15 protein-coding genes are annotated in these 25545 nt (G+C 72.7%); 7 read left to right on the top strand and 8 right to left on the bottom strand.

What is annotated here, in order from left to right; genetic code table 11:
• Positions 1 to 35 precede the first annotated feature (35 nt).
• Positions 36 to 7079 (bottom strand): ricin-type beta-trefoil lectin domain protein, encoded by a 7044-nt coding sequence (locus MCM47_RS43285; RefSeq protein WP_308222347.1) that lies wholly within the window; start codon positions 7077 to 7079, stop codon positions 36 to 38.
• A 342-nt stretch (positions 7080 to 7421) separates the two neighbouring features.
• Between MCM47_RS43285 and MCM47_RS17325 the strand changes: the two genes are divergently transcribed.
• On the top strand, positions 7422 to 11813 hold the full coding sequence (locus MCM47_RS17325) for a ricin-type beta-trefoil lectin domain protein (RefSeq protein WP_238862517.1): 4392 nt from the start codon (positions 7422 to 7424) through the stop codon (positions 11811 to 11813).
• 59 nt (positions 11814 to 11872) lie between these two features.
• Here the strand turns inward: MCM47_RS17325 and MCM47_RS17320 are convergent, their stop codons facing one another.
• Positions 11873 to 13465, bottom strand: coding sequence for a PucR family transcriptional regulator (locus MCM47_RS17320; protein WP_238862516.1), 1593 nt, complete (start codon positions 13463 to 13465; stop codon positions 11873 to 11875).
• 418 nt (positions 13466 to 13883) lie between these two features.
• Between MCM47_RS17320 and MCM47_RS17315 the strand changes: the two genes are divergently transcribed.
• From MCM47_RS17315 to MCM47_RS17295, 5 genes are all read left to right on the top strand, one after another.
• On the top strand, positions 13884 to 14771 hold the full coding sequence (locus MCM47_RS17315) for a xanthine dehydrogenase family protein subunit M (RefSeq protein ID WP_238862515.1): 888 nt from the start codon (positions 13884 to 13886) through the stop codon (positions 14769 to 14771).
• Positions 14768 to 15256 (top strand): (2Fe-2S)-binding protein, encoded by a 489-nt coding sequence (locus tag MCM47_RS17310; RefSeq protein ID WP_238862514.1) that lies wholly within the window; start codon positions 14768 to 14770, stop codon positions 15254 to 15256. The genes MCM47_RS17315 and MCM47_RS17310 overlap by 4 nt, the downstream gene beginning before the upstream one ends.
• Positions 15253 to 17625, top strand: coding sequence for a xanthine dehydrogenase subunit D (gene pucD / locus MCM47_RS17305; protein ID WP_238862513.1), 2373 nt, complete (start codon positions 15253 to 15255; stop codon positions 17623 to 17625). The genes MCM47_RS17310 and pucD overlap by 4 nt, the downstream gene beginning before the upstream one ends.
• A gap of 320 nt (positions 17626 to 17945) precedes the next feature.
• Entirely contained in the window at positions 17946 to 19427 is a 1482-nt protein-coding gene (locus tag MCM47_RS17300) for an NCS2 family permease (RefSeq protein WP_238862512.1), read from the top strand.
• An 82-nt stretch (positions 19428 to 19509) separates the two neighbouring features.
• Positions 19510 to 20706 carry an XdhC family protein gene (locus MCM47_RS17295; RefSeq protein ID WP_238862511.1) on the top strand — a complete coding sequence of 399 codons (1197 nt, stop codon included), beginning with the start codon at positions 19510 to 19512 and terminating at the stop codon, positions 20704 to 20706.
• Between the two features lie 63 nt (positions 20707 to 20769).
• Here MCM47_RS17295 and MCM47_RS17290 read toward each other — a convergent pair whose 3' ends face one another.
• The gene (locus MCM47_RS17290) at positions 20770 to 21063 is read right to left on the bottom strand and encodes a hypothetical protein (protein ID WP_238862510.1); all 294 of its coding nucleotides are present in this window, start codon (positions 21061 to 21063) and stop codon (positions 20770 to 20772) included.
• Positions 21064 to 21303: 240 nt separating this feature from the next.
• Here MCM47_RS17290 and MCM47_RS17285 point away from each other — a divergent pair, with 240 nt between their 5' ends.
• Complete coding sequence (locus MCM47_RS17285; RefSeq protein ID WP_238862509.1) at positions 21304 to 21597, top strand: hypothetical protein; 294 nt, start codon at positions 21304 to 21306, stop codon at positions 21595 to 21597.
• A 137-nt stretch (positions 21598 to 21734) separates the two neighbouring features.
• Here MCM47_RS17285 and MCM47_RS17280 read toward each other — a convergent pair whose 3' ends face one another.
• The 5 genes from MCM47_RS17280 to MCM47_RS17255 form a co-directional block, all read right to left on the bottom strand.
• A complete protein-coding gene (locus MCM47_RS17280; protein WP_238862508.1) occupies positions 21735 to 21938 on the bottom strand; it encodes a cold-shock protein in 204 nt (67 codons plus the stop codon).
• A 255-nt stretch (positions 21939 to 22193) separates the two neighbouring features.
• On the bottom strand, positions 22194 to 22610 hold the full coding sequence (locus MCM47_RS17270; RefSeq protein WP_238862507.1) for a PIN domain nuclease: 417 nt from the start codon (positions 22608 to 22610) through the stop codon (positions 22194 to 22196).
• Complete coding sequence (locus MCM47_RS17265) at positions 22603 to 22800, bottom strand: type II toxin-antitoxin system VapB family antitoxin (RefSeq protein WP_238862506.1); 198 nt, start codon at positions 22798 to 22800, stop codon at positions 22603 to 22605. The genes MCM47_RS17270 and MCM47_RS17265 overlap by 8 nt, the downstream gene beginning before the upstream one ends.
• Positions 22801 to 22877: 77 nt before the next feature.
• Positions 22878 to 24599: an SDR family oxidoreductase gene (locus MCM47_RS17260; protein WP_238862505.1), complete on the bottom strand. Its 1722-nt coding sequence runs from the start codon at positions 24597 to 24599 to the stop codon at positions 22878 to 22880.
• Positions 24596 to 25486 carry a M24 family metallopeptidase gene (locus MCM47_RS17255; RefSeq protein ID WP_238862504.1) on the bottom strand — a complete coding sequence of 297 codons (891 nt, stop codon included), beginning with the start codon at positions 25484 to 25486 and terminating at the stop codon, positions 24596 to 24598. Before MCM47_RS17255 ends, MCM47_RS17260 begins: the two co-directional genes overlap by 4 nt.
• Between the last annotated feature and the right edge of the window lie 59 nt (positions 25487 to 25545).

Here is a 25545-nt window from a genome sequence, read left to right as displayed (position 1 = left end):
TTGCTGCTTCTCGACCGGCCTGGAACGGCCGTCAGTTAGGCGATGGCGACGGCGCCGATGACCAACAATCCACCGAGCACGACGCTGACCAGGATATTGGTCTGTTGCTGCTGGGTCGGAGCCACCCAGGTGATTCCCATTCCGCCCTCGCCGTCGCCCGGGGTGGTGGCGTAGGGCATCGCCCGCGCCGGCGCGGCGTCGGCGGCCGGCGCCCCCTTGATCGGACGCGTGGTGGTCCAGCCGGGCCTGCGCCCCCGCTCGCTCAGCGGGATCGGACTGGCCTGCGGGACCGGGACGGGGTGCGGCACCGGATCGGGCTCGCCGCCGCGCGTGTCCTCCTTCGACCACCTGTAGGTGATGATGCCGTCCGACTTGCCGTCCTTGGCCGTGATGAACTCGGCGGGGTTGGCGAAGTTGGGGACGGGGCCCAGCTCGGTGCCCAGCGCACCACCGGCCTTCACGGTGCGGTGGTCGCCGTTCTCGATCAGCATGACCTGCAGCTGGCGGATGTACCGGGCGAGCTGCGCCGGTCCGGCGTCCTCGGCGCCGCCGCCCTCGTGCTTGACCTCCCAGACCAGGACCTCGTCCTTGCCCCACTCCACGATGTCCGCGTAGCCGGGCTTCTTGTTGCCCTTGGCCGAACCCTCGCGGACGAAGACGTCGTTGTCGAAGTCGTTGTAGGGGTGCCGGGCCTTGAGGTAGGCGGTGGCCATCAGGACGGCCGTGTCGTGGCGCGGCGTCCAGACCTTCCACCACTTCTCCTCCTCCGGTTCCGGGTCGGAACCGAGGTCCGGCTCCTCCTCGCCGGTGGCGGTGGCCTGCGCCTCGCGCTCGGCCCGCTCCTGCTGCATCTGCCATTCGCGCAGGTCCGGGTCGTAGAGGCCGGACGGGTCGCTGCGGTTGACCGGGTCGCTGTGGGAGTAGCCGTAGCTGTTCCACTGCTGCGGGTCGTCCGGGACGAGCAGCGGGTCCGGGCTGACGAACCGCCCGGTGGAGGGCTGGTACTGCCGTGCCCCCAGGTTGGTCAGACCGGTGACGTCGTCCTTGGAGCCGCCGACGAAGCCCTTGTCACCCGCCCAGACGCCCGCCGCGGGCTGGGTGCCGCGGGGGTTGCCGAAGGGGTCCATCGGCCGGCGGGTGACGGCGAGGCTGGTGGCGTCGACGGTCAGCAGGCCGCTGTCGTGGTGGTCGGCCAGCTGGATGGTGAGGCCGCCGGCGCCGACCCGGACCATGGTGAGCCCGCCGGGCACCGGGTAGTAGCGGGTGCCGGTGAGGGTCTTGGCGACGGTGTCGTAGGTGAGCTCGTCGCCGCCCAGGTTGACGGTGGTCTTCCCCGGGTTGCGGCGGATCAGCTGGTTGCCGTCCGCGTCGTAGACGTAGCTGGTGACCTGGCTCGGGACGGTCCACTTCTGGCCGGCCGGAACGGTCGTGGCGCAGTCGCCCAGCACCAGGTCGGTGCCGTTGGTGGTGACGTCGCCCGGGACGGCCAGGCAGCGGGCGGCCGCCTGGTTGAGGACGGTGCCGTCGGCGCGGGCCGTCCACTTCTGCGCGGCGCCGCCGTCGCAGGGCTGGAGCTGGACGAGCGAGCCGGCCGCGGTGCCCATCGCGGTCACGCACTTGTTGAACGCCTTGAGCACGCCGCCGTTGACCGCGAAGCGCTGGCCGCCGCCGGAGCCGCAGGTGTAGATCTGCGCCGGGGTGCCGTTGGCCGAGCTGCCGCCCTGCATGTCCAGGCACTTGCCGCCGATGCCGGTGATCGGGCCGGCCTGGGCGAAGGTGTCGAGCTTGCCCTCGGTGTTCCAGGCGAGGTCGGCCGTGCCGGTCCTGGAGGTGTAGATCGAGGTGGTGTTGCCGGCGGCGTCGTACTTGTCGCTGCCGGAGACCGTCGTGCTCGCGCCGACCTTGGTCCCGGTGCCGGTCAGCGCGTGCGGACCGCCGCTGCCGTTGCCGGTGTTGACGGTCCCCGGGTTCGGGAACGTCTGGGTGGTGACGGCGTCCTTGGTGGCGTCGCCGCCGGTGTCGTGCTGGACGAACCGGGTGCGGTTGCCCGTGACGTCGTAGCCGTACTCCTGCCAGTAGGGGTTGCCGCCGCCGACGGTGGTCAGCGCGGGTGCGACGGCGCCGCTGGTCGGGGTGGTGTTGGTGCACCGGCCCTGGTCCGGGGTCTGGTGCTCGGCCGGGTCCGGGACGGTGACGCCCCCGGTGTCGCTCCAGGCGGTGGTCAGCCGGCCGAGGCTGTCGTAGCCGAAGCACTGCAGGTCGCGGGCGGCCGGGTTGTTGTCGGGGGTGGTGCTGATCGACGTGACGCGACCGGAGTCGTCGTAGGTGTAGCCGGTCTGCTGGACCGCACCGGAGGTGGAGGTCTGCTTGTCCAGGAACTGGTTGCGCAGCCGGCCGGTGGCCTGGTCGTAGTCGTTGGTGACGACGACCTGGGTGGCCCAGGGGTTGACGGTGGACCGGGTGGCCCGCCCGAAGGCGTCGTACTCGGTCTGGGTGTCGTAGGTGGTGGCACCGGCGTACTTGTACAGCTGACCGTAGTCGTTGTACGAGTACGCGAAGTCGTCGACCGGAAGCCCGCCGACGGCGGGCTGCAGGCGGGACTTCACGTTCCCCGTGATCTTGTCGAACGCGGTCGACACGGAGTAGCTGAAGGTGCCGGTCTGGCCGACCTCGCTACCGGGGATCGTGATGGTGGCCCCGGTGGCCCGGTAGGCGTCGTCGTACCCGGTCACGGCCGTGGTGTACGCCTGCCCGGCGGCGCCGCCGACGTAGCGGGTGGACGAGGCCGGCTTGCCCCTGACGACGGTGTCGTAGGACCAGCCCGCGAGCTGGTTGGCCGGGGCCACGCTGCCCTCGTACACGCCGGTCTTGCGGCCGGTCAGGTCGTAGGTGAAGGCGAGCGTGCGGCCGCGGTTGTCGGTGGTGGTCGCCACCCGGGAGGCCTGGTCGTAGGTCTGGGTGACCGTGCCGGTGTCCGGGTCGGTCGCCGAGATCTGGCGGTCCCGCAGGTCGTAGCCGTACGACCAGCGGTTGCCGGCCGCGTCGGTGCGCGACTCGGGCTTGCCCTCGACGGTGTAGCCGTAGCTGGAGACCACCGCGTCGGCACGGTTGCCGGTGGCGGTGGGCGTGTTGTACTGCCACCGCTCGACGGTGCGGCCGCGGGCGTCGGAGACGGCGCTGGTCGGCCAGGTGCCGGCGGGCGGGATGAGGTCGACGCGGTCCACGCCCGCGTAGACCGTGGTGGAGCGGTTCTGCTCGACGCCGAGCGACCAGGAGGCCACCACGGTGACCCGGCCCTGGCCGTCGTACGTGGTGCGGGTCTGGGCCGGGACGGTCGAGTCGGCCGCCTGGACCAGGGTCCCGGTCGGGCCGGAGGCGTTGTTGTACCAGGCCGCGTCGGCGGTCTTCACCCGGCCCTGCGAGTCGTACAGGGTCTCCGTGATCAGCCGGCCGGTGTAGGCCGGGTTGGCCGGCGAGGCCTGGGTCTGCCGGGTGCGGCCGAAGCCGTCCAGAATGTCGATCTTGCGGGTCTGGACCGGGTTGGCCAGGTCCTTCTTGAGCACGAACGTCGTCACCGAGGACGGCGAGCCGGCCGTGTTCGACAGGTTGTACGCGTAGCTCAGGTTCGGGTTCGGGTTGGCCCCCGGCGTACGGCCGGCGAGCCAGACACCGGTGAGCCGCCCGAGGGCGTCCCAGACCTGCGTGCTGGTCTTGTTGTTCGGGTCCTTGACCGTGAGCGTGTTGCCGCGCCGCGGGTCGATCGTGGTGACGGTGTCCCAGGTGACCCCGCTGAGGCCGGGCGCGGGCGCCGAGGAGGTCAGCGTGGACGGCAGCTCACCGGCCGCGGCTGCCGCGTAGCTGGTACGGGTGGTCGCGCCGCCCGGGTGCTGGGCGTCCTTGACGGTCAGCGCCGTGACCGACTCGACCCGGCCGTACTTGTCGAAGGTGGTGCTGGTCGTGTCGGTGAAGGTGGCGCTGCCGTCCGCTTCGTAGCGCTCCAGCTCCTGGGCGCCGCTCGGGTTGGCGGTCGCCCCGGCCTGGCCGAACGGCAGGTTGTCGTACAGCACGCGGCTGCGGGAGGCGGTGTTGCCGGGGCCGGCGGTGGCGGTGCACGCGCCGGCGCCGGAGACGGTCAGCGTCTCGGCGGGCAGGTCGGTGCGCTGCGGGTCGGGCCCGGTGGCGTAGGAGGTGCGGGTGCACAGGTCGGGCAGGCCGTCGGCCTGGTCGAGCACCGTGCTCGTGCGGTTCGGGTGGGCCGGGTCGCTGACCGTGGTCTTGGTGGTGGTGCGCCAGGTCTGGTCGGCCTTGAGCCCCTGGGTGGTGACCGTCCGGGTGGTCGCGGTGTAGCGCGCGACGAGGTCCGGCAGGCCGTTGCCGCGCGGGTGGGTCGCCGTGGCGACCTCGCCGGAGGCGCCGTTCACGGTCCGCGAGGTGACCTTGCCGTTCTCCTGGTCGAACACCTCGGTCTGCAGGACCTGGCCGGCCAGCCAGTCGACGTCGACGACGTCCCGGCCGAGCGCGTCGGTCAGGTGCACGCTGCGCGTGCCGCCGCCGATCCGGACGTCGCCGTCCATGCCCTGCCGGTAGGTGGTGCGGGTCTGCGTCCGGGGACCGTCGTTGCCGCTGCCCGCCGTGACGGTGACCGCCGCGAAGCCGCGGAAGTCGCCCCAGGTACGCGCGTTGGACTCGGTGAACTCGCTGTCGTCGCGGTGCCAGCCGGCCCGCTCGTAGGCGTACTTGGTGATCTTCTGGGGGGCATCGGTGGCGGTGTCGTTCTCCGTCAGCGAGGCCACCGTGTAGTGGTTGAACCAGTCCAGCACCGGGGTCGCGTCGGCGACCGAGCCCGGCGGCAGCCAGCGGACGGGGTAGCAGCCGAGGGTGTTGTCGTCCTCGGCGACCGGCATCACCTTGTTGATCCGGGAGCAGGCCGGCAGGTTGTAGTCGACGTTGAGGACGCCGCCGAGCTCGTTGTGGATCTGCTGGATGCGCGGGCGGTTCATCAGCGGGGGCGCCGGCACCAGGTCGGTGCCGTCCACCCGGTTGGGCAGCATCACCGGGGTGAAGCTGACCAGCGGGGAGCTGAGCTCGGGCGTCGCGGTCCTGCCGGTGCGCTTCACCGAGTCCAGCCACAGCGCCTTCTGGCTGGTGGCGTCCTTGGGGTCCGGGAAGGAGTGCTTCAGCTCGTAGGCGTCGACGTCCTTCCAGACGTTGTTGACGCGCACCTGGGTGGTGATGCCCGACAGGCGCTTGGTGGTGAAGTAGCTGGGCCCGTAGTGGGTGCAGGTGCCGTCCTGCTTGCACTCCTGGTCCACCGGCACGTCGGGCCAGTTGTTCTTGTTCGCGACGGTGCGCTGGGCGGGGTCGCAGTTCGCGGTGTCGAGGCAGCGCTCGGCGGTGGTGAAGGTGATCCTGGCGGCCGGCTGCAGGGCGCCCTTGGCGGCCACCTGCTCGTCCAGGCGCTGGCCGAACGCGACGGAGGCCGGGAGGTTGGCCCGGGTGTACGCGGTGCGGGTGCCGTTGCCGTTGTTCTGGCCGCCGCCACGGGCGTACCAGTTGGTCTCCGGGGACCAGGTGAAGGTGGTCAGGTTGCCCTTCGGGTCCACGACGTAGTCCAGCGAGAGCCGCTGCCACATCTGGCACCAGGACGCCTTGCCCTGGGCCGAGTCGTAGCAGGGGTCGCCGCTGTTGGGCGAGTAGACCGGCACGGTGGAGACGGAGTTGGACGCGGGGTCGCTCTTGTCGCCGCCGGGCAGGTGGTTGAGCCCGAAGTAGTAGACCGTGCCGGAGCTGTCGGTCACCTTGGCGTAGGCGCCGTCCCGGGCGTCGTTGCCGGCGCCGGAGCCGAACTCGACCTTGGTGCCGTCGTCGTCCTTGGGGTGCCAGACGCCGGTGGCGGCGTCGGTGGTGGCACCGGCCGAACCGGCGTTGCGGTCGCGGACCAGCTGGCCGGAGTGCGAGCCGAGCGAGAGGGTGGCGTTGAAGCCCGCCCAGCACTCGTCGCCCGAGCCCTTGATCCCGTCCTTGTCGCACGGCTTGAAGGTGCGCTCGATGAAGCCGGGGTTCAGCTCCCAGCCGTCACCGACCCAGGACGCCTGCGCGTTGGTGGCGGAGGTCTTGCCGTCCACCGACGAGGAGTTGTACGCGAGCGCGACGGTGGGCGCCGCGCCGCCGAGCGAGGGCGGCACCTGGATGGGGTAGCTGTAGTTCAGCGCGCCGGACGCGCTGCCGGCGGCCCAGGCCGAGGAGGGGTTGAGCGTGGAGGCGGCGTAGTCGCCGCCCCCGCCGGCCGGCGCGGTCTCCGCGGCCAGGAGCAGCGGTGCGGCGGCGGGGGCCGCGGCCGGGGCCTCGAGCGCACCGGAGGCGAAGGCGGCCTTGACGGCGCCGCCGGCGGACTTCTCCGGAGCCGGTGCCGGAGCCGTGGGCGCGGCGGGCAGCGCGAGGTCGGCGACCAGGCGCTTGGCGGCGGCGTCGTAGTGGCTCGCCACCGGGGTCCGGACCTGGCAGGCGGGCACGTCCGGGGTGGTCGCGGCACACGCGGGCAGCGTGACCAGGCGGCCCCGGGAGGCGAACTCGCCGCCGGTGGCGGCGTCCAGCGCGGCCACGTCCATGCCGACCTGGACCGGCGCCGGAGCGGCACCGTCCTGCGGTGCGGGGGCGGCGGCGGGGGCCGCCGTCGCCGGCTGTGCGGTGAGACTGAAGAGCAGGCCGTTCACGCCGGCCGCGCGGGCGCTCGGCGCGTCACCCTGGACGACGGTGACCGCCGCGGGGGTCCCGGCGGTCGCGGCCGCGCCGGGCCCGGGCGCCACCCAGACCGGCAGCCGGCCGGCCTTCGCGGGCGCCTCCGGGCGGGCACCGGCGAGGTCGGCGGTGGCCGACTCGCGCTGGGCCGGGGCCGGGGCGGCCGCCTTGCCGGCCCGCTCGGGCACGGGGTAGTGCGGCGCGACGGCGGCGGCCTTGGCGGCGTCCGTCACGGTGACCGAGGGACTGCCGGGCAGCGGCGTGCCGGGCGGCTGCCAGACCTTGGAGAAGTCCGGCTTGGGGGCGGCCTGCGCCGCCGGGCCGATCAGCGAGCCGGCCACCGCGAAGGCGACCGGCGCGGCTATCCACCGCCACGGAATTCTCCCGCGCTGCGGTCTGTCCGTTTTTGACACGTTCCCACCCCGTTGAGTGCAAAAGGTATTTGAATGCTCATCAGAAATAAGCAGGCGGAACCTAGCAGTCCGGTGACCGGCACTGCCAACCCCGGACGGAGGCCGGGGCGAGTGACCCATCTCACTGCCCGGTCATCCGATCCGTTTCGCATCCAAACCCGGACAAGCCCGATCCGCGCACGTTGTCGGCAGTCCGTCAGAACTGCGACAGTGCGCCTGACCTCTGCGTATCCGCCCTGAACGGTGCGCGCCGAACCACGGGGGAGCTCCATGCCCACCACACCCAGACCCAGACCCGTCCGGTCGACCGGACGGCCCGCCGCCGCTCTGGTCTCCTTCGCCGTCGTGACCGGACTGCTGACCGTCAGTCCGCTCGCCGCCCACGCCGCCGGCGGCCCCTCCCCGGCCCCGAGCGCCACTGCCGCCAAGCCACCCACGCGGCCGGCTCCGGACAAGGTCCAGGAAGCCATCGCCCGCGCCAAGCGCGAGGGCAGGGACGTCCCCGTCCCCGAACTCACCGACGAGTACACCACGGTGGTCGCCACCGCCGGCGGCAAGCTGCGCTCCGAGCAGCACCAGCAGGCCCAGCGCGCCAAGCGGACCGACGGCTCCTGGGCCGCCCTGGACGACACCCTCGTCAAGCGCCCCGACGGCACCGTCGCCCCCACGGTCGCCAGCGGCGACCTGGTCATCTCCGGCGGCGGTACCGGCCCGCTGGCCACCATGACCACCCAGGACGGCCGGCAGCTCGCCGTCTCCTCGCCGTTCCCCGGCCCGCTCCCCGCGCCGGTGCTCACCGGCAACGGCGCACTCTTCCGCGACGTCGCACCGGACACCGACCTGCAGGTCAACGCGAGCAAGTGGGGCGGTTACACGACCGTCGTCGTGCTGCGCACCCCCGCCGCGGCCGCCAACCCCGCCGTGCGCACCCTCGTCTTCCCCACCGCCACCAAGGGGCTGGAGCTCGGCAAGACCGCCGAGGGCGCGCTGACCGCCTCCGCCGGCGGCGAGGCGGTCTTCACCGCCCCCACCCCCCAGATGTGGTCGGCCAAGGAGGCCCGCACGCCGGCCGCCCGGGCCGCCGCCAAGTCCGCCGCCGAGGCCTTCGCCGGCTCGGCGCCCCGCGCCCTGGGCGCCCCGAAGGCCGCCGAGGCGCCCGCCGGGCAGCCCACCGAGGCCAGCGCCGCGACCCGCACCGCCCCGGACGCCCCGAGCACCACCGCCGGCCCCGGCTCGCTCGCCACCGTCGCGGACATCCCGGTCACGGGGGCCGAGGTCCACGACAAGGGCGGCAAGGCCGAGGGCGCGATCACCCTCACCCCGAGCCCCGACCTGCTGGACGGCCCCAGCACCTCGTACCCGGTCTACGTCGACCCGTCCTGGGGCCGGGACGCCCGTGGCAAGCAGCACCACGCCTGGGTGATGCAGGCCCACAGCACCACCGGCAACTTCGACCGCACGGGTTCCAACGACCGCGACCGGCCGGGCTCGGGCTACCAGGGCTGGGAGTCCCCGTACGGCATCGAGCGGGCGCTGTACGAGTTCGACCTGAACGGCTACGCCGGCGCCACCATCAACTACGCCAACCTGCAGATCAAGCAGTACATCTCCTCGGACCACTCGTGCACCACGACCTACCCGGTCAACCTCTACCGGGCGCGGGAGTTCGACTCCTCCGTGTCGTGGGGCAACCACCAGGTCCGGGAGTGGATCGAGGGGAAGAACGTGCCGGGCAACGGCACCCTGTCGGAGTGCTACAACGACATCCCGATCGACTTCAACATCACCAACGCCCTGCGCGACGGCATCCGCAACACCGGCGTGCCGCTCGCCTTCGCCGTCCTCGGCCAGGAGGGCAGCGGTCAGCGGATGGGCTTCAAGCGGTACTCCTACGACGCGACGCTGAGCAGCGAGTACGACTTCCCGCCGCGGGTGCCCACCAACGAGCGGGTCACCCCCGCCCCGCACCGGGTCACCGCCTCGGACACCGACGCCTGCGCCGACGTCCCGGTCTCCTCGTACGGCTACGTCACCAACACCACCGCCACGCTGCGCTCCACCGTCAGCAGCCCCAACCAGGGCCAGCTGACCGAGTACGTCAGCATCTGGGACAACACCACCGGCGGCAACACCGTGAACAACGGGTGGTCCGGCTTCGTGGGCACCGGCAACGAGGCGGCGTACGACCTGCCGGTCGGGCTGCTCCAGAACGGCCACCACTACGGCTGGTACGCCCAGGGCGACGACGGCCTGCTGCGCGGCCCGGCCGGCACCGTCTGCCACTTCGCGGTCGACCTGACGCCGCCGGTGTTCGGCTTCGGCGCCTTCACCGACCCGGCCACCCAGTTCCCGCCGGCCGGCAACGGCCGGACCACGCAGCTGAAGCTCGGCGACACCGGCCACATCCCGGTGACCGCCTCCGACCCCAGCCCGGGCGCCGGCCTGATCTCCTCCGGCCTGGCCTGCGTCGAGTGGAGCTACGACCCCCAGCTGGCCGGCGCGGAGCGCACGTGCGCTCCCGGCGGCTCCCTGGCGGTCACGGACATCACCACCAAGCCCACCCACTGGGGCACCAACGTCCTGTACGCCCGCGCCGTCGACGAGGCCGGGAACTCCTCCCAGACCTACTCGTACGCCTTCTACGTCCCGTGGGCGCCCGGCCCGGTCGCCTTCGGTGACACCACCGGCGACGCCCGCCCGGACATCCTGCTGGCCGACACCGCCGGCAACCTGGTGACGCACGGCCGGGCCACCGACGCGGGCAACGCCAGTGTGCCGCCCACGGGCACCGCGGCCCCGGCCGCCCAGGCACCCGGCTACGACTCGCCGACCAACCCGCGGACGTGGAAGGACTACCGGGTCTCGCACCGCGGCTCGCTCGACCCGACCACCAACCTGGACGACCTGTTCGTCCACAAGGACCCGAGCAAGCCCGGCGCCGGCGACGGCGACGACGCGCTGTACTACTACTCCGACACGCTCTCCGACCCCGGCCGCTTCACCCGCGGCACCGCGACCACCGTCGACCGGCCGGACTGCGACACCGCGTACGCCACCTCCTGCAACGGCCACCACGACGGCGGCAGCTGGGCCCTGGCCCGCCAGATCACCCCGATCGGCTCGGCCAAGGACACCCGCACGCCGAGCCGCCGGGTGACCGACGCCACCGGCGTGTTCGCCATCGACTCGGACAGCCTCTGGTTCTACCCGGTCAAGACCAACCACACCCTGGCGCCGCCGTCCCTGGTCTCGGCCGGCGGCTGGGACGACAAGGACCTGATGGTCCCCGGCAACACGCTGGCGATCGGCGCCACCACGGCCACCACCCCGGCCCTGTGGGTCCGCAACCGGACCAACGGCGACATCTTCCAGTACGCGCCGACCACCGCCGGACGGCCCGACGGCTCCACCACGGTGACCGCCCTCACGGCCAACCCGGCCACCAGGATCGGTTACGGCATCACCGCCGGGAGCTACCCGACGGTCGGTTCCGACGGCGACGTCACCGACGACCAGGTGCCCGACTTCTGGGCCGCCGACGCCTCGGGCAACCTGCACGTCTGGGCCGCCACCACCGCCTCCGGCAAGGTCAACGGTTTCACCGGCGAGCACATCCGCGGCACCACCCAGGCGCCGTACGCCCAGTGGCGGCTGACCGGCGACGCCACCGCCAACCCGGCCGGGTACAACGGCACCGCCAACGGCGTCGCCTGGACCGACGACACCGTCGACGGCCACGCGACCAAGGTCGCCGCCTTCGACGGCACCCGCAAGTCCGACCTCACCGCCAAGTACACCGTCGACACCCGCAAGAGCTTCACCGTCAGCACCTGGGCCTACCTGGCCAAGGACGACGCCGGCATGATCGTCAGCCAGGAGACCGCGCACGGCAGCTCGTTCATGATCTACGGCGATCACGGCACCTGGAAGTTCGCCATCGCCCAGAACGACGCGTCGAACGCCTGGCCCTACGACTGGACCTCCGCCATGGGCCCGGCCGCCGCGTACCAGCTGAACACCTGGACCCAGCTGACCGCCAGCTACAACGCCGACACCGGCCAGATGAACCTGTACGTGAACGGCAGCCTGGCCGGCACCGCCCAGCACGCCGCGTCGACCAGCCCCACCGCGACCGGCAGCCTGGTCGTCGGCCGCTACCGCAACAACGACGCGAGCAGCAACTACCTCACCGGCCGGGTCAGCAACCTCGCCGTCTACAACACCGCGGTCACCGCGACCACCAGCAACAGCCCGGTCCGCTTCGCGACCCACGTCGGCCGCTGCATGGACGCACCGGACAACAACACCGGCAACGGCATGCACCCGCAGCTGTGGGACTGCAACGGCACCGACGCCCAGCGGTTCAGCCTGAACGCCAACGGCACGCTCACCATCAACGGCCAGTGCGTGGCCGCGAGCGGCAACGGCACCGCGTCCGGCACCGCGATCATCCTGTGGACCTGCCTCGGCGAAGGCGGCCAGCAGTGGCGCGCCCGGGCCGACGGCAGCCTCTACAACCCGCAGTCGGGCCTGTGCCTGGACGTCCCCTGGGCGAACAGCAACCCGGGCACCGTCTTCCAGCTGTTCACCTGCAACGGCACGCCGGCGCAGCGCTGGAGCATCCCGACCGTGAACACCCCCGTCCTGCCCGTCAACCCGTAGCGGGGCTCCGGGCAGGCAGTGCGCCCCGTCGGCCGACCGGCCGGCGGGGCGCCGTCACGTCAGGCCAGTTCGAGGGCCAGGTAGAAGTCCACCCGGTCCTCCAGGCGGGAGAGGTCCCGCCCGGTCAGCTCCTCGATCCGGCCGATCCGGTAGCGGAGGGTGTTGACGTGCACGTGCAGCTGGGCGGCGCAGCGCGTCCAGGAGCCGTCCGAGCGCAGGAACGCCTCCAGCGTCCGGACCAGGTCGGCCTGGTGCTCGATGTCGTAGGCGATCACCTTGTCCAGCAGGCGGCTGCGGAAGGCGCGGCGGACCTCGTCCGGGACGGCGGCCAGCAGCAGCACGTGCGAGGCCAGCTCCTCGGGGCCGGCGACGCAGACCCGGCCGACCCGGGCACCCGCGATCCGGCGGGCGTGCCGGGCCTCCTCCAGGGCGCCGCGCAGGCCGCCGGCCTCGGGGGCGGGGGCGGAGACGCCGAGGGTGATCCGGCCCTCGGAGCCGAGGCCGGCCTCCAGCGGGGCGAGCAGCTCACGCAGGGTGTCGGCGGGGACGGCGGCGTCCATCGCGGGCATCACCACGACCGCGCCGCTGCCGGCGCCGGCGACCAGGGCCCGGTCGGTGGCACCGCCCAGGGCCTCCTCCAGGAGGGCGCGCACCGCCCCCTCGGGCAGGCCGGTCCCCTCGGCGCTGAGCACCAGCCAGTTGCCGTCCGCCGCGTGGGGCTTCGGCTCGGGGATCTCGTACCGGGCCGCCATCGCCGAGGAGGCGTAGAGGGTGCGGCTGATCTCGGCCGGGTCAGCGTCACGCTGCAGCAGGGTGAGCACCTCGTCGGCGAGCCGGCGGCGCAGCCGGCGGCCCTCGTCGCGGCGCTGGCGCTCGGCGGCGACCAGCCGGGCCAGGTTCTCGGCGAGCTGCTGGCGCTTGGTGGTCCACTCGGTGACGTCGCCGGCCACCGCGAGCACCCAGTCGGCGAGCGGCGCCTCGGCGTCGGGGGTGGCCGAGGCCGGCAGCAGCGAGTACGAGCCGGTGAGCAGCCTGGCCCGGTGCGGGGGCCGGCGGCGCTGGCGCTGGGCGCCGAGGTGGGCGCGGACCAGCTGGTCGCGGTCCTCGGCGGAGAGCCGGTCGGCGGGGCCGGCGATCACCGCGCCGGTGGGGGTGAGCACCCAGCAGTCCAGGTCGAGGTCGCCGCCGAGCAGGTCGAGGACGGCGTCCAGCCCGCCGCCGCCGGCCGCGGAGACCAGCAGGCGGTGGCGGTCGACCAGGGCGGCCAGGTCGGCGGCGCGGTCGGCCGAGACCTGCCGGCCGATGAACTCGGTGACGGTGCCGAAAGCGATGTCGTCAGGTACCGCCAGGAGGGGCATCCGGTGCCGGCGGCAGGCGTCGACGAGGTCCTCGGGCACGGGGCCGACCTCGGCCTCGCCGGCCGCGAGGGCGACGGCGCCGCCGGCCGCGATCGTCCTGACGAACCGCTCCGAGTCGGCCGGGCCGGTGCGCCAGAGCATGCCGGTGAGCACCAGCTCACCGCCGTGCAGGTAGCGGCCGGGGTCGTGCAGGTCCGTGGTCATGACGCCGCTGACCTGCCGGTCCAGCTCTTCCTCCGCCGCGAGCAGGCGCAGTCGCGGGGCTCCGGGGGCGAGCAGGTCACGGACACGCATCCGGGACTCCTAACGGGCTGGGGGGTGAGGGTGGGGGGCCCGAGCGCTCGGTCCGGGCAGACAGTGTGCCCGAACACCAGTGCTCGGTGTTACGTACCGACGGTGCCCGGATCACGGGCCCGTAGCTCGGGAATCACGGCCGGATTACGGTCGTAGGTAGCGCCCCGCGAACAGCTGGGCTGCGCGATTGTCCTCCTTAGAGGAACGTACAGGATGCCGGGCGGCACCACAGCCGGGGCTTCATGCCATCGGTGACTCCCAGTGGGCCGGGTCACAGCGGTTCACTGGCCACACGCCGCCGGACACACCCGGGTTACCAGGACGCAAAGCGAAGGCGACAAAGCAGTAGCACAGTCCGAACACCGGAAGCGGGCACTGTGCCCACCGTCCGGCAGCAACGACTTGAGGAGACACCCGCATGGAGTTCCTTCGGCCCGCTACCTGGGACGAGGCACTCGCGGCGAAGGCTGAGTACCCGACCGCGCTGCCCATCTCGGGCGGTACGGACGTCATGGTCGAGATGAACTTCGACGTGCACCGGCCATCCGCGATTCTCGACCTCAACCGCATCACCGAGCTCACCGAATGGTCGAACGACGGCAGCGTCGTCCGGCTCGGTGCCTCCGTCCCGTACACCCGGATCATCGACGAGCTGTCCGGCCCGCTGCCGGGCCTCGCGCTGGCGGCCCACACCGTCGGCTCCCCGCAGATCCGCAACCGCGGCGGTGTCGGCGGCAACCTCGGCGGGGCCTCCCCGGCCGGCGACGCGCACCCCGCGCTGCTGGCGGCCGGGCGCGACGTCTTCGTCGAGGCCGGCTCGGTGCGCGGGACCCGGATGATCCCGATCGACGAGTTCTACGTCGGGGTGAAGCGCAACAGCCTGGAGCCCGACGAGCTGATCCGGGCCGTGCACATCCCGGTGGCGGACGGCCCGCAGCAGTTCTCGAAGATCGGCACCCGCAACGCGATGGTGATCGCCGTCTGCGCCTTCGGTTTCGCCCTCCACCCGAGGAACGGCACCGTCGGCACCGGTATCGGTTCGGCTGCCCCCACGCCGCGCCGCGCCGTCGCGGCCGAGGAGTACCTGCAGGGCGTGCTCGCCGAGCGCGGGCTCTGGGAGTCCGGCGAGCTGCTGGGCACCGAGGTGATCCAGCGGTTCGGCGAGCTGGTGAAGGACGCCGCCTCCCCCATCGACGACGTCCGCGGTACCGCCGACTACCGGCGCCACTCGCTGGCCGTGATGGCCCGCCGCACCCTCACCTGGTGTTGGAACGACTACAGCAAGCAGATCAGGAGCGCGGCATGAGGGTCACTTTCACCGCCAACGGCAAGCCGGTCGAGGCCGACGACGTCTGGGAGGGCGAGAGCCTGCTGTACGTCCTGCGGGAGCGGGTCGGCCTGCCTGGTTCGAAGAACGCCTGCGAGCAGGGCGAGTGCGGCTCCTGCACCGTCTACCTGGACGGCGTGCCGGTCTGCTCCTGCCTGGTCGCGGCCGGCCAGGTGCAGGACCGCGAGGTCCGCACCGTCGAGGGTCTGGCCGAGGAGAACGGCGAGCTGGGCCTGGTCCAGCAGGCGTTCGTCGACGCCGGCGCCGTCCAGTGCGGCTTCTGCACCCCGGGGCTGCTGGTGCAGACCGACGCCCTGCTGGAGCAGGACGCCCAGCCGAGTGACAACGACATCCGCGAGGCGCTGTCGGGCAACCTCTGCCGTTGCACGGGCTACGAGAAGATCATGGACGCGGTGCGGCTGGCCTCCGCCCGCAAGTGCGCCGGGAAGGCGGCCGCGGAATGAGCACTCGTACCATCCAGGGTCAGAAGAACCTCCAGAACATCAACCAGGCGAGCAAGGACGGCATCGGCGGCTCGCCGCTGCGCCCGGACGGCAACCTGAAGGTCAAGGGCGAGTTCGCGTACTCGTCCGACCTGTGGCACGAGGACATGCTCTGGGGTATGGCGCTGCGCTCGCCGCACCCCCGGGCCAACATCCTGGGCGTGGACATCTCCGAGGCCCTCAAGGTGCCGGGCGTCTACGCCGTGCTCACCCACGAGGACATCCCGGGCTCCAAGTACTACGGCCTGGAGATCCAGGACCAGCCGGCCCTGGCGATCGACAAGGTCCGCTACCACGGCGAGGCGATCGCGCTGGTCGCCGCCGACCACCCGGAGACGGCCCGCCGCGCGGTGAAGAAGATCAAGGTCGAGTACGAGGTGCTCACCCCGATCACCACCGAGGAGCAGTGCCTCGACCCGGAGACCCACGGCTACGTGCACGAGCCGCACGAGTACAAGTCCCACGGGTACGGCAACATCTGCCACGAGCAGAAGCTCGTCTCCGGCCTCGGCGTGACGGACGAGGTCCGCGCGATGGCCGACGTTATCGTCAAGGGCACCTACGAGGTCGGCATGCAGGACCAGGCCTTCCTCGGCCCGGAGTCCGGGCTGGCCGTGCCCGCCGAGGACGGCGGCATCGACCTCTACATCGCCACCCAGTGGCTGCACGTGGACCGCCAGCAGATGGCCCCCGTGCTGGCCCTGCCGGAGGAGAAGGTCCGGCTCACGCTGGCCGGCGTCGGCGGCGCCTTCGGCGGCCGCGAGGACCTCTCGATGCAGATCCACGCCTGCCTGCTGGCCCAGCACACCGGCAAGCCGGTCAAGATCGTCTACTCCCGCGACGAGTCGTTCTTCGGCCACGTGCACCGCCACCCGGCGCGGATGACCTACGAGCACGGCGCCACCCGCGACGGCAAGCTCGTCTTCGCCGACGCCCGGATCGTGCTGGACGGCGGCGCGTACGCCTCCGCCTCGCCCGCCGTGGTCGGCAACGCCGCCTCGCTCGGCCACGGCCCGTACGTGATCCCGAACGTCAGGATGCACGCCATCGCGCTGTACAGCAACAACCCGTCCTGCGGCGCGATGCGCGGCTTCGGCGCCGTCCAGGCGGCGTTCGGCTACGAGACGCAGATGGACCGGCTGGCCGCCGAGCTGGGCATGGACCCGGTCGAGCTCCGCCAGCTGAACGCGATGGCCGAGGGCGACCACATGCCCACCGGCCAGCAGATCGACTCGCCGGCCCCGGTCGCCGAGCTGCTCCAGCGGGTCAAGGACATGCCGCTCCCGCCGCCGCTGGACCTCGACCAGCTGGACGTCCGGCAGATCCCCGGCGCGCTGTCCAACACCTCGCACGGCGAGGGCATCGTGCGCGGCGTCGGCTACTCGGTCGGTATCAAGAACGTCGGCTTCTCCGAGGGCTTCGACGACTACTCGACCGCACGGGTGCGCCTGGAGGTGATCGGCGGCGAGCCGGTCGCCATGGTGCACACCGCGATGGCGGAGGTCGGCCAGGGCGGTGTCACCGTCCACGCCCAGATCGCCCGCACCGAGCTGGGCGTCGAGCAGGTCACCATCCACCCGGCCAACACCGAGGTCGGCTCGGCCGGTTCGACCTCCGCCTCGCGGCAGACCTACATGACCGGCGGCGCGGTGAAGCTGGCCGCCGAGGCGGTCAAGCAGGCGCTGATCGAGAAGGGCCGCAGGCGCTACGGCTGGACCCGCAACGACCTGTCGCTGGTCGGCGGCAAGGTGGTCTCGGAGTCGGCCGGTGTGCTGGTCTCCATGGTCGACCTGCTCGGCGACGAGGCGATCGACCTCACCCGGGAGCACCACCACCGCCCGACCGTCCCCTTCGACAAGGAGACCGGGCAGGGCTTCGGCCACGTGCAGTACACCTTCTGCGCCAACCGCGCGGTGGTCGACGTGGACGTCGAGCTCGGCCTCGTCAAGGTGGTGGAGCTGACCGCCGCCCAGGACGTGGGCAAGGCGCTCAACCCGCTCTCCGTGGTGGGCCAGATCCAGGGCGGCTGCACCCAGGCGCTCGGCCTGGCCGTGATGGAGGAGATCATCGTCAAGGACGGGAAGGTGCGCAACGCGTCCTTCACCGACTACCTGATCCCCACCGTCCTGGACACCCCGCCGATCCCGGTCGACATCCTCGAACTGCCCGACCCCAACGCGCCGTACGGTCTGCGCGGCGTCGGCGAGGCTCCCACGGTCTCCGCGACGCCGTCGATCGTGGCCGCCATCCGCAACGCCACCGGTCTGGCGCTCAACCGGATCCCGGTCCGGCCCGAGCACCTGACCACCGAGGCCCCGGAAGCCCTGTAGCCGGAACCTCCTCCCCGGGGCGGCGACCGTGTTCTCCGAGCGCGAGCGAGGAGAACAGCGACCACAGCCCCGCCGCCCCGGGGCAGCACCACCGAACGCAGTGAAGAAGCACCACCCATGCACCATCCGAAGCAAGGCGAACGCATCACTCCGCTGCCTCTCCCACGCCGGGGCTCTGCAGCGGTGCCCACCACCCTCGCACTGCCGGCACTGCCACAGAGTGCACCCAGTGAGTCGAATCGTCCCCCTGTGCCAACTTCGTTGACTGGCTGTCAGGTCGGCTCGCCCACCCCAACCCCCTTTGACACTTGGGAGTGGACATGACCAGGATCCCCACGGAGCCCGGCACCACTGAAGACAGACCCGCCGAGGACGACGCCCCCACGTCGGCCCCTGCGACTCCTTCGAAGAACGCGCTGGACGCGTACTTCAAGATCTCCGCGCGGGGATCGACGCTCGCCAACGAGCTCCGCGGTGGCGTCACCACCTTCATGGCGATGGCGTACATCATCCTGCTCAACCCGCTCATCCTGAGCGGTGCCGACGTCACCGGCGTGAAGCTGGACCACGCCGCGCTGACCACCGCCACGGCGCTCGCGGCCGCCGTCACCACCATCCTGATGGGGGTGGTCGGCAACGTCCCGCTCGCCCTGGCCGCCGGCCTCTCGGTCTCCGGGGCCGTCTCCGCCCTGGTCGTCCCGCACACCACCTGGCCCCAGGCCATGGGCCTGTGCGTCATCTACGGCCTGCTGATCGTGCTCCTGGTGGTCTCCGGCCTCCGCGAGAAGATCATGAACGGCATCCCGCTGCCGCTCAAGCACGCGATCACCATCGGCATCGGCCTCTTCGTGACGATCATCGGCCTCTACAAGGCCGGCTTCGTGCACACCGGCGGCCCCACCCCGCTGTCACTCGGGCCCACCGGCGAGCTGGCCGGCTGGCCGGTCCTGATCTTCTGCCTCACCCTGCTGACGATCTTCGTGCTGATGGCCCGCAACGTCCGCGGCGCGATCCTGATCGGCATCGCCGGCGGCACCGTCCTGGCGGTGGTCGTCAACAAGCTCGCCGACGTGCCGGCCCAGGCCTGGAAGAACTCCGTGCCGGTCTGGCCGGGCAGCCCGGTCTCCGCCCCCGACTTCAGCCTCTTCGGCGACGTCGACCTGTTCGGCGCCTTCGGCGGCCAGGGGATGGGCGCGATCAGCGCCTCCGTCGCGGTCTTCACCCTCGTGCTGGCCGGCTTCTTCGACGCGATGGCCACCATCATCGGCGTCGGCACCGAGGCGGGCCTGGCCGACAAGCAGGGCCGGATGCCCGGCCTCTCCAAGGCGCTCCTCATCGACGGCGCCGGCGGCGCGGTCGGCGGCCTGGCCGGCGCCTCCGGGCAGACCGTGTTCGTCGAGTCGGCCACCGGCGTCGGCGACGGCGCCCGGACCGGCCTCGCCTCCGCCGTCACCGGCGGCCTGTTCGCCCTGATGCTCTTCTTCTCCCCGCTCGCCGGCATCGTCCCGGTCGAGGTCGCCTCCGCCGCCCTCGTCGTGATCGGCGCGATGATGATGAGCCAGGCCCGGCACATCGACTGGTCCGACCGCGAGGTCGCCATCCCGGCCTTCCTCACCTGCGTCCTGATGCCGTTCACCTACAGCATCACCGCCGGTGTCGCCGCGGGCGTCATCTCCTACACGGTCATCAAGGCCGGCCAGGGCAAGTGGCGCGAGCCCGGCCCGCTGATGTGGATCCTGACCGCCGTCTTCGTGGTCTACTTCGCGCTCACCCCGATCAAGTCCTGGCTGGGCGTGCACTAGCAGCACCGCCGCCGTACGGGGATCGTTTCCCGTACGGCGGCACCACCCGTTCCGTCCGTTGAGGTTGAAGGAGCTCCCCGACATGCAGGACATCGCCGAGCAGCTGCAGGCCTGGCACGCGTCCGGGCGTTCCTTCGCCGTGGCCACGGTGGTCGGGGTCTCCGGCAGCGCGCCGCGCGATCCGGGGGCCGCACTCGCCGTCGACGCGGCGGGCGAGGCCGTGGGAAGCGTCTCCGGGGGCTGCGTCGAGGGGGCCGTGTACGAGCTCTGCCAAGCCGCGATCGAGTCCGGCGAGCCGGTCCTGGAGCGGTTCGGCTACAGCGACGAGGACGCCTTCGCCGTCGGCCTGACCTGCGGCGGCATCCTGGACGTCTTCGTCCAGCCGGTCGTCCCGGGCACCGACCCCGCGCTCGACGCCGGCATCGCCTACATCGCCTCCGGCACCCCGGTGGCCCTCGCCCGGGTCATCGCCGGCCCCGGCGGCCTGCTGGGCGCCACCGTCGCCGTCACCGCCGACACCCACCACGGCGCCCTCTCCCCCGCACCGACGACCGTGGCCAGCCTCGAACGCGCCGTCGTCGCCGAGGCCCGCGCCATGCTGGACGCCGGCCGCACCGGCCAGGTCGTCCTCGGCCTGGACGGCCGTCCGTGCGACGAGCACGAGCATGGCACCGTCACCGTCTTCGTCGAGTCCTACGTGCCCGCGCCGCGGATGCTGGTCTTCGGCGCCATCGACTTCGCCGCCGCCGTGGTGCGGATCGGCAAGTTCCTCGGCTACCACGTCACCGTCTGCGACGCCCGCCCGGTGTTCGCCACCCGCAAGCGGTTCCCGGACGCCGACGAGGTCGTCGTCGACTGGCCGCACCGCTACCTGGACGCGCAGCTGGAGCGGATCGACGGCCGGACCGTGCTCTGCGTGCTCACCCACGACGCCAAGTTCGACATCCCGCTGCTGGAGCGCGCGCTGCGGCTGCCGGTCGGCTACGTCGGGGCGATGGGCTCGCGCCGCACCCACCGCGACCGGCTGGACCGGCTGCGCGAGGCCGGCCTCACCGGGGCCGAGATCGGCCGGCTGCGCTCGCCGATCGGTCTGGACCTCGGCGCCCGCACCCCCGAGGAGACGGCCGTCTCGGTCGCCGCGGAGATCGTCGCCCACCGGCGGGGCGGCAGCTGCCTGCCGCTGAGCGCCGGCGACGGACCCATCCACCACGACGCGGAGCGCGCGGCCGAGGCCGCTGAAGGCCCGGCCGCCCGGGATCCCCGGCCGCACGCGGCCTGAGCGCCGGGGGGCGCGGGCCGGGTCGGCGAGGCGCGGCGGCGCCGCCGCGCGGGTGACCGCCGGTCAGGTCACGACGTCGTAGGCCTCGCAGATCATCGGCGGGGTGGTGGGAATGCCGACCTCCTGGAAGATCGGCATCAGCACCGCCGCGAAGTGGTCGAAGGTCTCCCTGGACTCCCACACGTCGGTGACGTGCCACCCGCCGCCCGGCGTCGGGCCCGCCGTGTGCAGGACCAGCCCGCGCACCGGCCAGTCCGACGGCGAGTTCAGCCCCGCCCCGCCGGTCAGCCGGTCGACGCTCTCCTGGTACTGCGCCTGGGTGACCTCGGGAAACTCGAACACCACGATGACGGCCATGGGCTGCTGCTCCTGCTCACTGGGCCGGCGGGTCGCCGGGGAGGGCCGAGTCCAGTGCAGCCCCGGCCCGGACCCGGTCGCCAGCCGGCGACCCCGCCCGGGTGACGACGGGCGCAGCCTGCCCCGGTCGACTCGCCGGTGGCCTCGGGCGAACACCGGGTCGCATTGCGGGCCCCTGCCGGCGGCCTGACGCTGGAGTCCGGCGGACTCACCGTGAGCCCCGGGGAAGGAGCAGCGGTCATGCGTGCCCTGCTGGAGATCGAGCTCGACACCGAGACGACCAACGCGCTGATCACCGACGGCACGATCCGCGAGCGGTTCGAGCGGATCATGTCCGACCTCCGGCCGGAGGCGGCCTACGCCTTCGCCCGCAACGGCCGGCGGTGCCAGATCGTCGTCGTCGACGTCACGGACGCGGCCTCGATCCCGTCCATCTGCGAGCCGTTCTGGCTGGAGTTCAACGCCGACGTCGACATGCACCTCTGCATGAATCCGGACGAGCTGCGCGCCGGGCTGGACCGGATGGGCCGCTGAGGGCAATCGGCCGGGCCGGCGAGAGCCGCCGGGTCCGCGTCAGTCCGGGACGGCGAGCCCTCACTCCGAAACCGGCCTCCACCGCACCGCTCACCCGGTCCGGTGCGAGCCGTCCCCGGCCGGGTGGCCCGCCCCGCTCAGAGGGGCCGGACGCGTTCGGCCACCGCCCGGCCCTCCTGCTCCGTAGCGTCGTACTCGACCCGCTGGCCCTCGGTCAGCGCGCGCTCGCCCTCCCCCACGATCGAGTCGAAGTACACGTACAGCGCGGGCCCGTCCTCGTCGGGCGTGATCAGGCCGTAGCCGTGGTGCACGTTGTAGGACTGGACCGTCCCGGTGGCCATGGGCACTCCTTCGGTCGCTCGGGGTGACGACCTCCTGGGTACCACCCCCGGGCGCCGAACGGCCGCTGCCGCGCCCGGGGCGTGCGGCGTCAGCGGTGGTTCGCCGGATCCAGGCACCCCTCGGTCCGCCGCCGAACTGCGGCGATCCGGCTCGACGGCCCCGCGCCAGGTCCCCTCGGTGACGCCGAAGTGCTCCACCACCGTCTCCGAGCGCAGCCACCCCGGCGTCAGCCCGACCGCCGTCGCCCCCGGAACTCAGTCAGCCGTGCCGGGCGGGACGACCCAGCGGGTGGACTGACCGGTGACGGCGGCGATCATGTCGTAGTCGCCGTCGTAGTGCAGGACGGTGCAGCCGTGGCGTTCGGCCACGGCTGCGATGCCGAGGTCGGGCACGGACAGCGCCCGCCAGTGGCCGGCGGAGGTGAGGAGCGCCTGGACCTCGACGGCGCGGTCCCACACCTCGTCGGGCGTCGACAACCAGTCGAAGCCGCGCAACCCCTCGCGGATCCGGTCGGCATCGGTCTTGGACCGGGCGCTGTGCGTGATCTCCAGCTCGACAGCGCCGCAGAGCGCGAGCAACCCTTCGTTGAACAGTCGGTCGATCACGGCCCGAACGGCCGGCTTCGTGTAGCGGGCGAAGGCCGACTTGTCGATCAGGAAGCGCTCACTCACCCTGGTCCACCGGTCCGGTGAGGTCGGGCAGTCCGCCCTCGGCGAGCCAGGCGAGGAACTCCCTGCCCTTGCGGCGCTTGACCGCGTCCTCAAGGGCGGCGTTGACCGTCGCCACCTTGGTCGTCGTGCCGAAGATCTCGGCGGCCTCGGCCAGCAGCTCGTCGTTGACGTCTATCACGGTACGGGCCACGGTCGGCCTCCCAGATCAGCCGGCCTGCGATATCAAACTCCAGCCTATTCGATATCGCAGGCCCACGGGCCGTCGGCTCAGGTCACGTCGAGGCGGGCCGCCAGGCGGAGCAGGCCCGGGGAGAGGCGGCTCAGGAAGCGGGCGGCCTTGGCCTCGGGGGTGACCGGGACGACGGGGCGGCCGGTACGGACGGCGTCGAGAATGGCGGCGGCCACCTTCTCGGGCGGGAAGCCCCGGCGGGCGTAGAGCCTGGCGGCGCGGGCCTGCTTGGCGGCCTGCTCCGTCGCGGTGGTGGCGGAGAAGGTGGAGGTGCGGGTGATGTTGGTGTTGACGATGCCGGGGCAGATGGTGGAGACCCCGATGCCGTGGCCGGCCAGTTCGGCGCGCAGGCAGTCGGAGAGCATGAAGACCGCCGCCTTGCTGGTGGCGTAGGCGGTGAGCGCCTTGGACGGCAGGTAGGCCGCGGCGGAGGAGACGTTGACGATGTGGCCGCCGGCGCCGCGGTCGGCCATCAGCGTGCCGAAGGCCCGGCAGCCGTGGATGACGCCCCAGAGGTTCACGTCCAGGACGCGCTGCCACTCCTTCGCGGTCGTCTGCAGGAACGTCCCGGAGTGGCCGATGCCCGCGTTGTTGACCACCACGTCGGGCACCCCGTGCTCGGCCGCGACCTCCTTGGCGAAGGCGTCGACGGCGTCGCCGTCGCTCACATCGACCTGGTAGGCGTGAGCCGCCGGACCGATCAGCGAGGCGAGTTCGGCGGTGCGCTCGGCGGCCGCGAGGTCGAGGTCGCAGACCACCACCCGGGCGCCGTCCTCGGCGAAGGCCAGGGCGGTGGCCCGGCCGATGCCGCTGCCGCCGCCGGTGACCACGACCAGCCGGCCGGCGGCGGCCGCCTCGGCCGCCCGCCCGGCGTCGACGGCGGCGGTGAACTCGCGGACCATTCCGGCCACGGTGGATCCCTTCTCCAGCAGGGCGGACCAGTGGGTGGCGTGCAGCGAGCGGCGGGTGAGTCTGGGCACCCAGCGCTCCAGCCCCTCGGAGAGGAACGCGCCCACGTAGTGGTCCTCGGTCAGGGTGATCAGCTGGACCGGCACCTCGGTGGGCCGCTCGCGCGGGTTGCGCAGGGCGGGCCGCATGTTGGCCCGGTACAGCTCGATGCCGCGGACGGCGTCGCGCCGCAGGGTGGGCTGCGGGTGGCCGGGGCGCGGGGTGACCCCCTCCAGGTCCCGCAGGACCCTCGGCCAGGCGCGGGCCAGGCCGAGGCGCCAGAGGCCGGGGGCGAGGTAGGGCAGGTGGAAGGCGGTGATGTACCAGGAGTGGACGCCCTGGGAGAGCAGCTGCCTGAGGTGGCGCGGGGTGGGCCGGCGCAGGCGGTCGCGCAACCAGTGGCCCATGTGGTCCAGGCAGGGTCCGGACATCGTGGTGTAGGAGGCGAGCCGCTGCTCGGCGCCGGGCGCGGTGACGGCCTCCCAGGACTGCAACGAGCCCCAGTCGTGGGCGACCACGTGCACCGGCCGGTCCGGGCTGACCGCGTCGGCGACGGCGAACAGGTCGGCGGCCAGCTGCTCGAGCCGGTAGCCCTCGCGGGCGGACGGGACGCCGGACTCGCCGGCGCCGCGCACGTCGTAGCGGACCACGTGGTGGTCGCGGGCCAGGTCGGCGGCGACGTCGTCCCAGACCGCGTGGGTGTCGGGGTAGCCGTGCACCAGCAGGACGGTGGGCCCGGACGGGTCGCCCTCCTCGAAGACGGCGAGCGGCAGCCCGCCGGAGTGGACCCGGCGGCGGGGGGTCGTCGTCATCGGGTCGCCTCCCGGGCGGTCCCGGCCCCGGCCGGGACGGACGCGGTCGTGCTCTCCGCCGCGCTCCAGCGCCGGACGTGCGGCAGGTCGTCGTCGAGCCAGTACGCGTCGTCCTCGGTGACCACCAGCAGCTCCTCGAACTTGATGCCCACCTCGCGGAAACCGATGTGGGGCTCGACCGCCCACAGGCCCGGGGTCGGCGCGTGCCGGGACGCCCGGCCGTCCGCCCAGAGCGGGGAACGGCCGTGCAGGCGCTCGCTGATCAGCTCGCGGCCGAGGGTCTGGAGCGTACGCACCCCGAAGCCGAAGAGGTTGACCCCGGCGGGGCCGCGGGCGGTCATCCGGGTCACCTGGTGGCCGATCACCCGGCCCGGGTAGACCTGGTGCCGGTTGTCGTAACCGTGCGCGGCGATCTGCGCGTCGACGGCCGCGTACACCTCGTCCAGCGGCTTGCGGGCGCGGACCTCCGCCAGGATCAGCTCGCGGTAGACCCGGAGGTCGGCGGCGAGCCGGTCCCAGACCCGGTTCTCGCCGACCTTGCCGCCGTAGCCGATGTCGGCGGTGTAACCGTCCACCACGGGCGCGCAGTCCAGCACGTAGGGCATGCCCTCCTCCAGCCGGCGGCCGCCGGCGAAGAACTGCAGCGGCGTGTGGAAGTGCCGGAACGCCGTCCGGTCGCCGAACCAGGCGAACGGGACGTGGAAGAAGTCCTGCACGCCCGCGCCGACCAGGCGGCGGCGCAGTTCGGCGGTGGCCTGCCGTTCGGTGACGCCGGGTTCGATCCAGGCGGCGACCTGCTCGGCGCAGTGGTAGGCGAGTTGCTGGGTCTCGCGGAAGCGGGCGAGGTCCTGCTCGGTGAACGGGAAGGACGGGGGCTTCTTCGCCACGGCGGGGCTCCTGTTCTGGGGGTCCGGGGCTGGGGAGCGAGGGTCTGCTGCGGACTGCC

The organism is Kitasatospora sp. A2-31 (assembly GCF_022288725.1).
Lineage (GTDB): Bacteria > Actinomycetota > Actinomycetes > Streptomycetales > Streptomycetaceae > Kitasatospora.
Note: the sequence above shows the minus strand (reverse complement) of the source record. Positions and strands in the feature narration are given on the sequence as shown.

What these genes read in the sequence shown, in the direction of transcription:
- MCM47_RS17325 (WP_238862517.1), top strand. Translation starts at nt 7,422, where the DNA reads ATGCCCACCACACCCAGACCCAGACCCGTCCGGTCGACCGGACGGCCC.
- MCM47_RS17320 (WP_238862516.1), bottom strand. Translation starts at nt 13,465, where the DNA reads ATGCGTGTCCGTGACCTGCTCGCCCCCGGAGCCCCGCGACTGCGCCTG.
- MCM47_RS17315 (WP_238862515.1), top strand. Translation starts at nt 13,884, where the DNA reads ATGGAGTTCCTTCGGCCCGCTACCTGGGACGAGGCACTCGCGGCGAAG.
- MCM47_RS17310 (WP_238862514.1), top strand. Translation starts at nt 14,768, where the DNA reads ATGAGGGTCACTTTCACCGCCAACGGCAAGCCGGTCGAGGCCGACGAC.
- pucD (WP_238862513.1), top strand. Translation starts at nt 15,253, where the DNA reads ATGAGCACTCGTACCATCCAGGGTCAGAAGAACCTCCAGAACATCAAC.
- MCM47_RS17300 (WP_238862512.1), top strand. Translation starts at nt 17,946, where the DNA reads ATGACCAGGATCCCCACGGAGCCCGGCACCACTGAAGACAGACCCGCC.
- MCM47_RS17295 (WP_238862511.1), top strand. Translation starts at nt 19,510, where the DNA reads ATGCAGGACATCGCCGAGCAGCTGCAGGCCTGGCACGCGTCCGGGCGT.
- MCM47_RS17290 (WP_238862510.1), bottom strand. Translation starts at nt 21,063, where the DNA reads ATGGCCGTCATCGTGGTGTTCGAGTTTCCCGAGGTCACCCAGGCGCAG.
- MCM47_RS17285 (WP_238862509.1), top strand. Translation starts at nt 21,304, where the DNA reads ATGCGTGCCCTGCTGGAGATCGAGCTCGACACCGAGACGACCAACGCG.
- MCM47_RS17280 (WP_238862508.1), bottom strand. Translation starts at nt 21,938, where the DNA reads ATGGCCACCGGGACGGTCCAGTCCTACAACGTGCACCACGGCTACGGC.
- MCM47_RS17260 (WP_238862505.1), bottom strand. Translation starts at nt 24,599, where the DNA reads ATGACGACGACCCCCCGCCGCCGGGTCCACTCCGGCGGGCTGCCGCTC.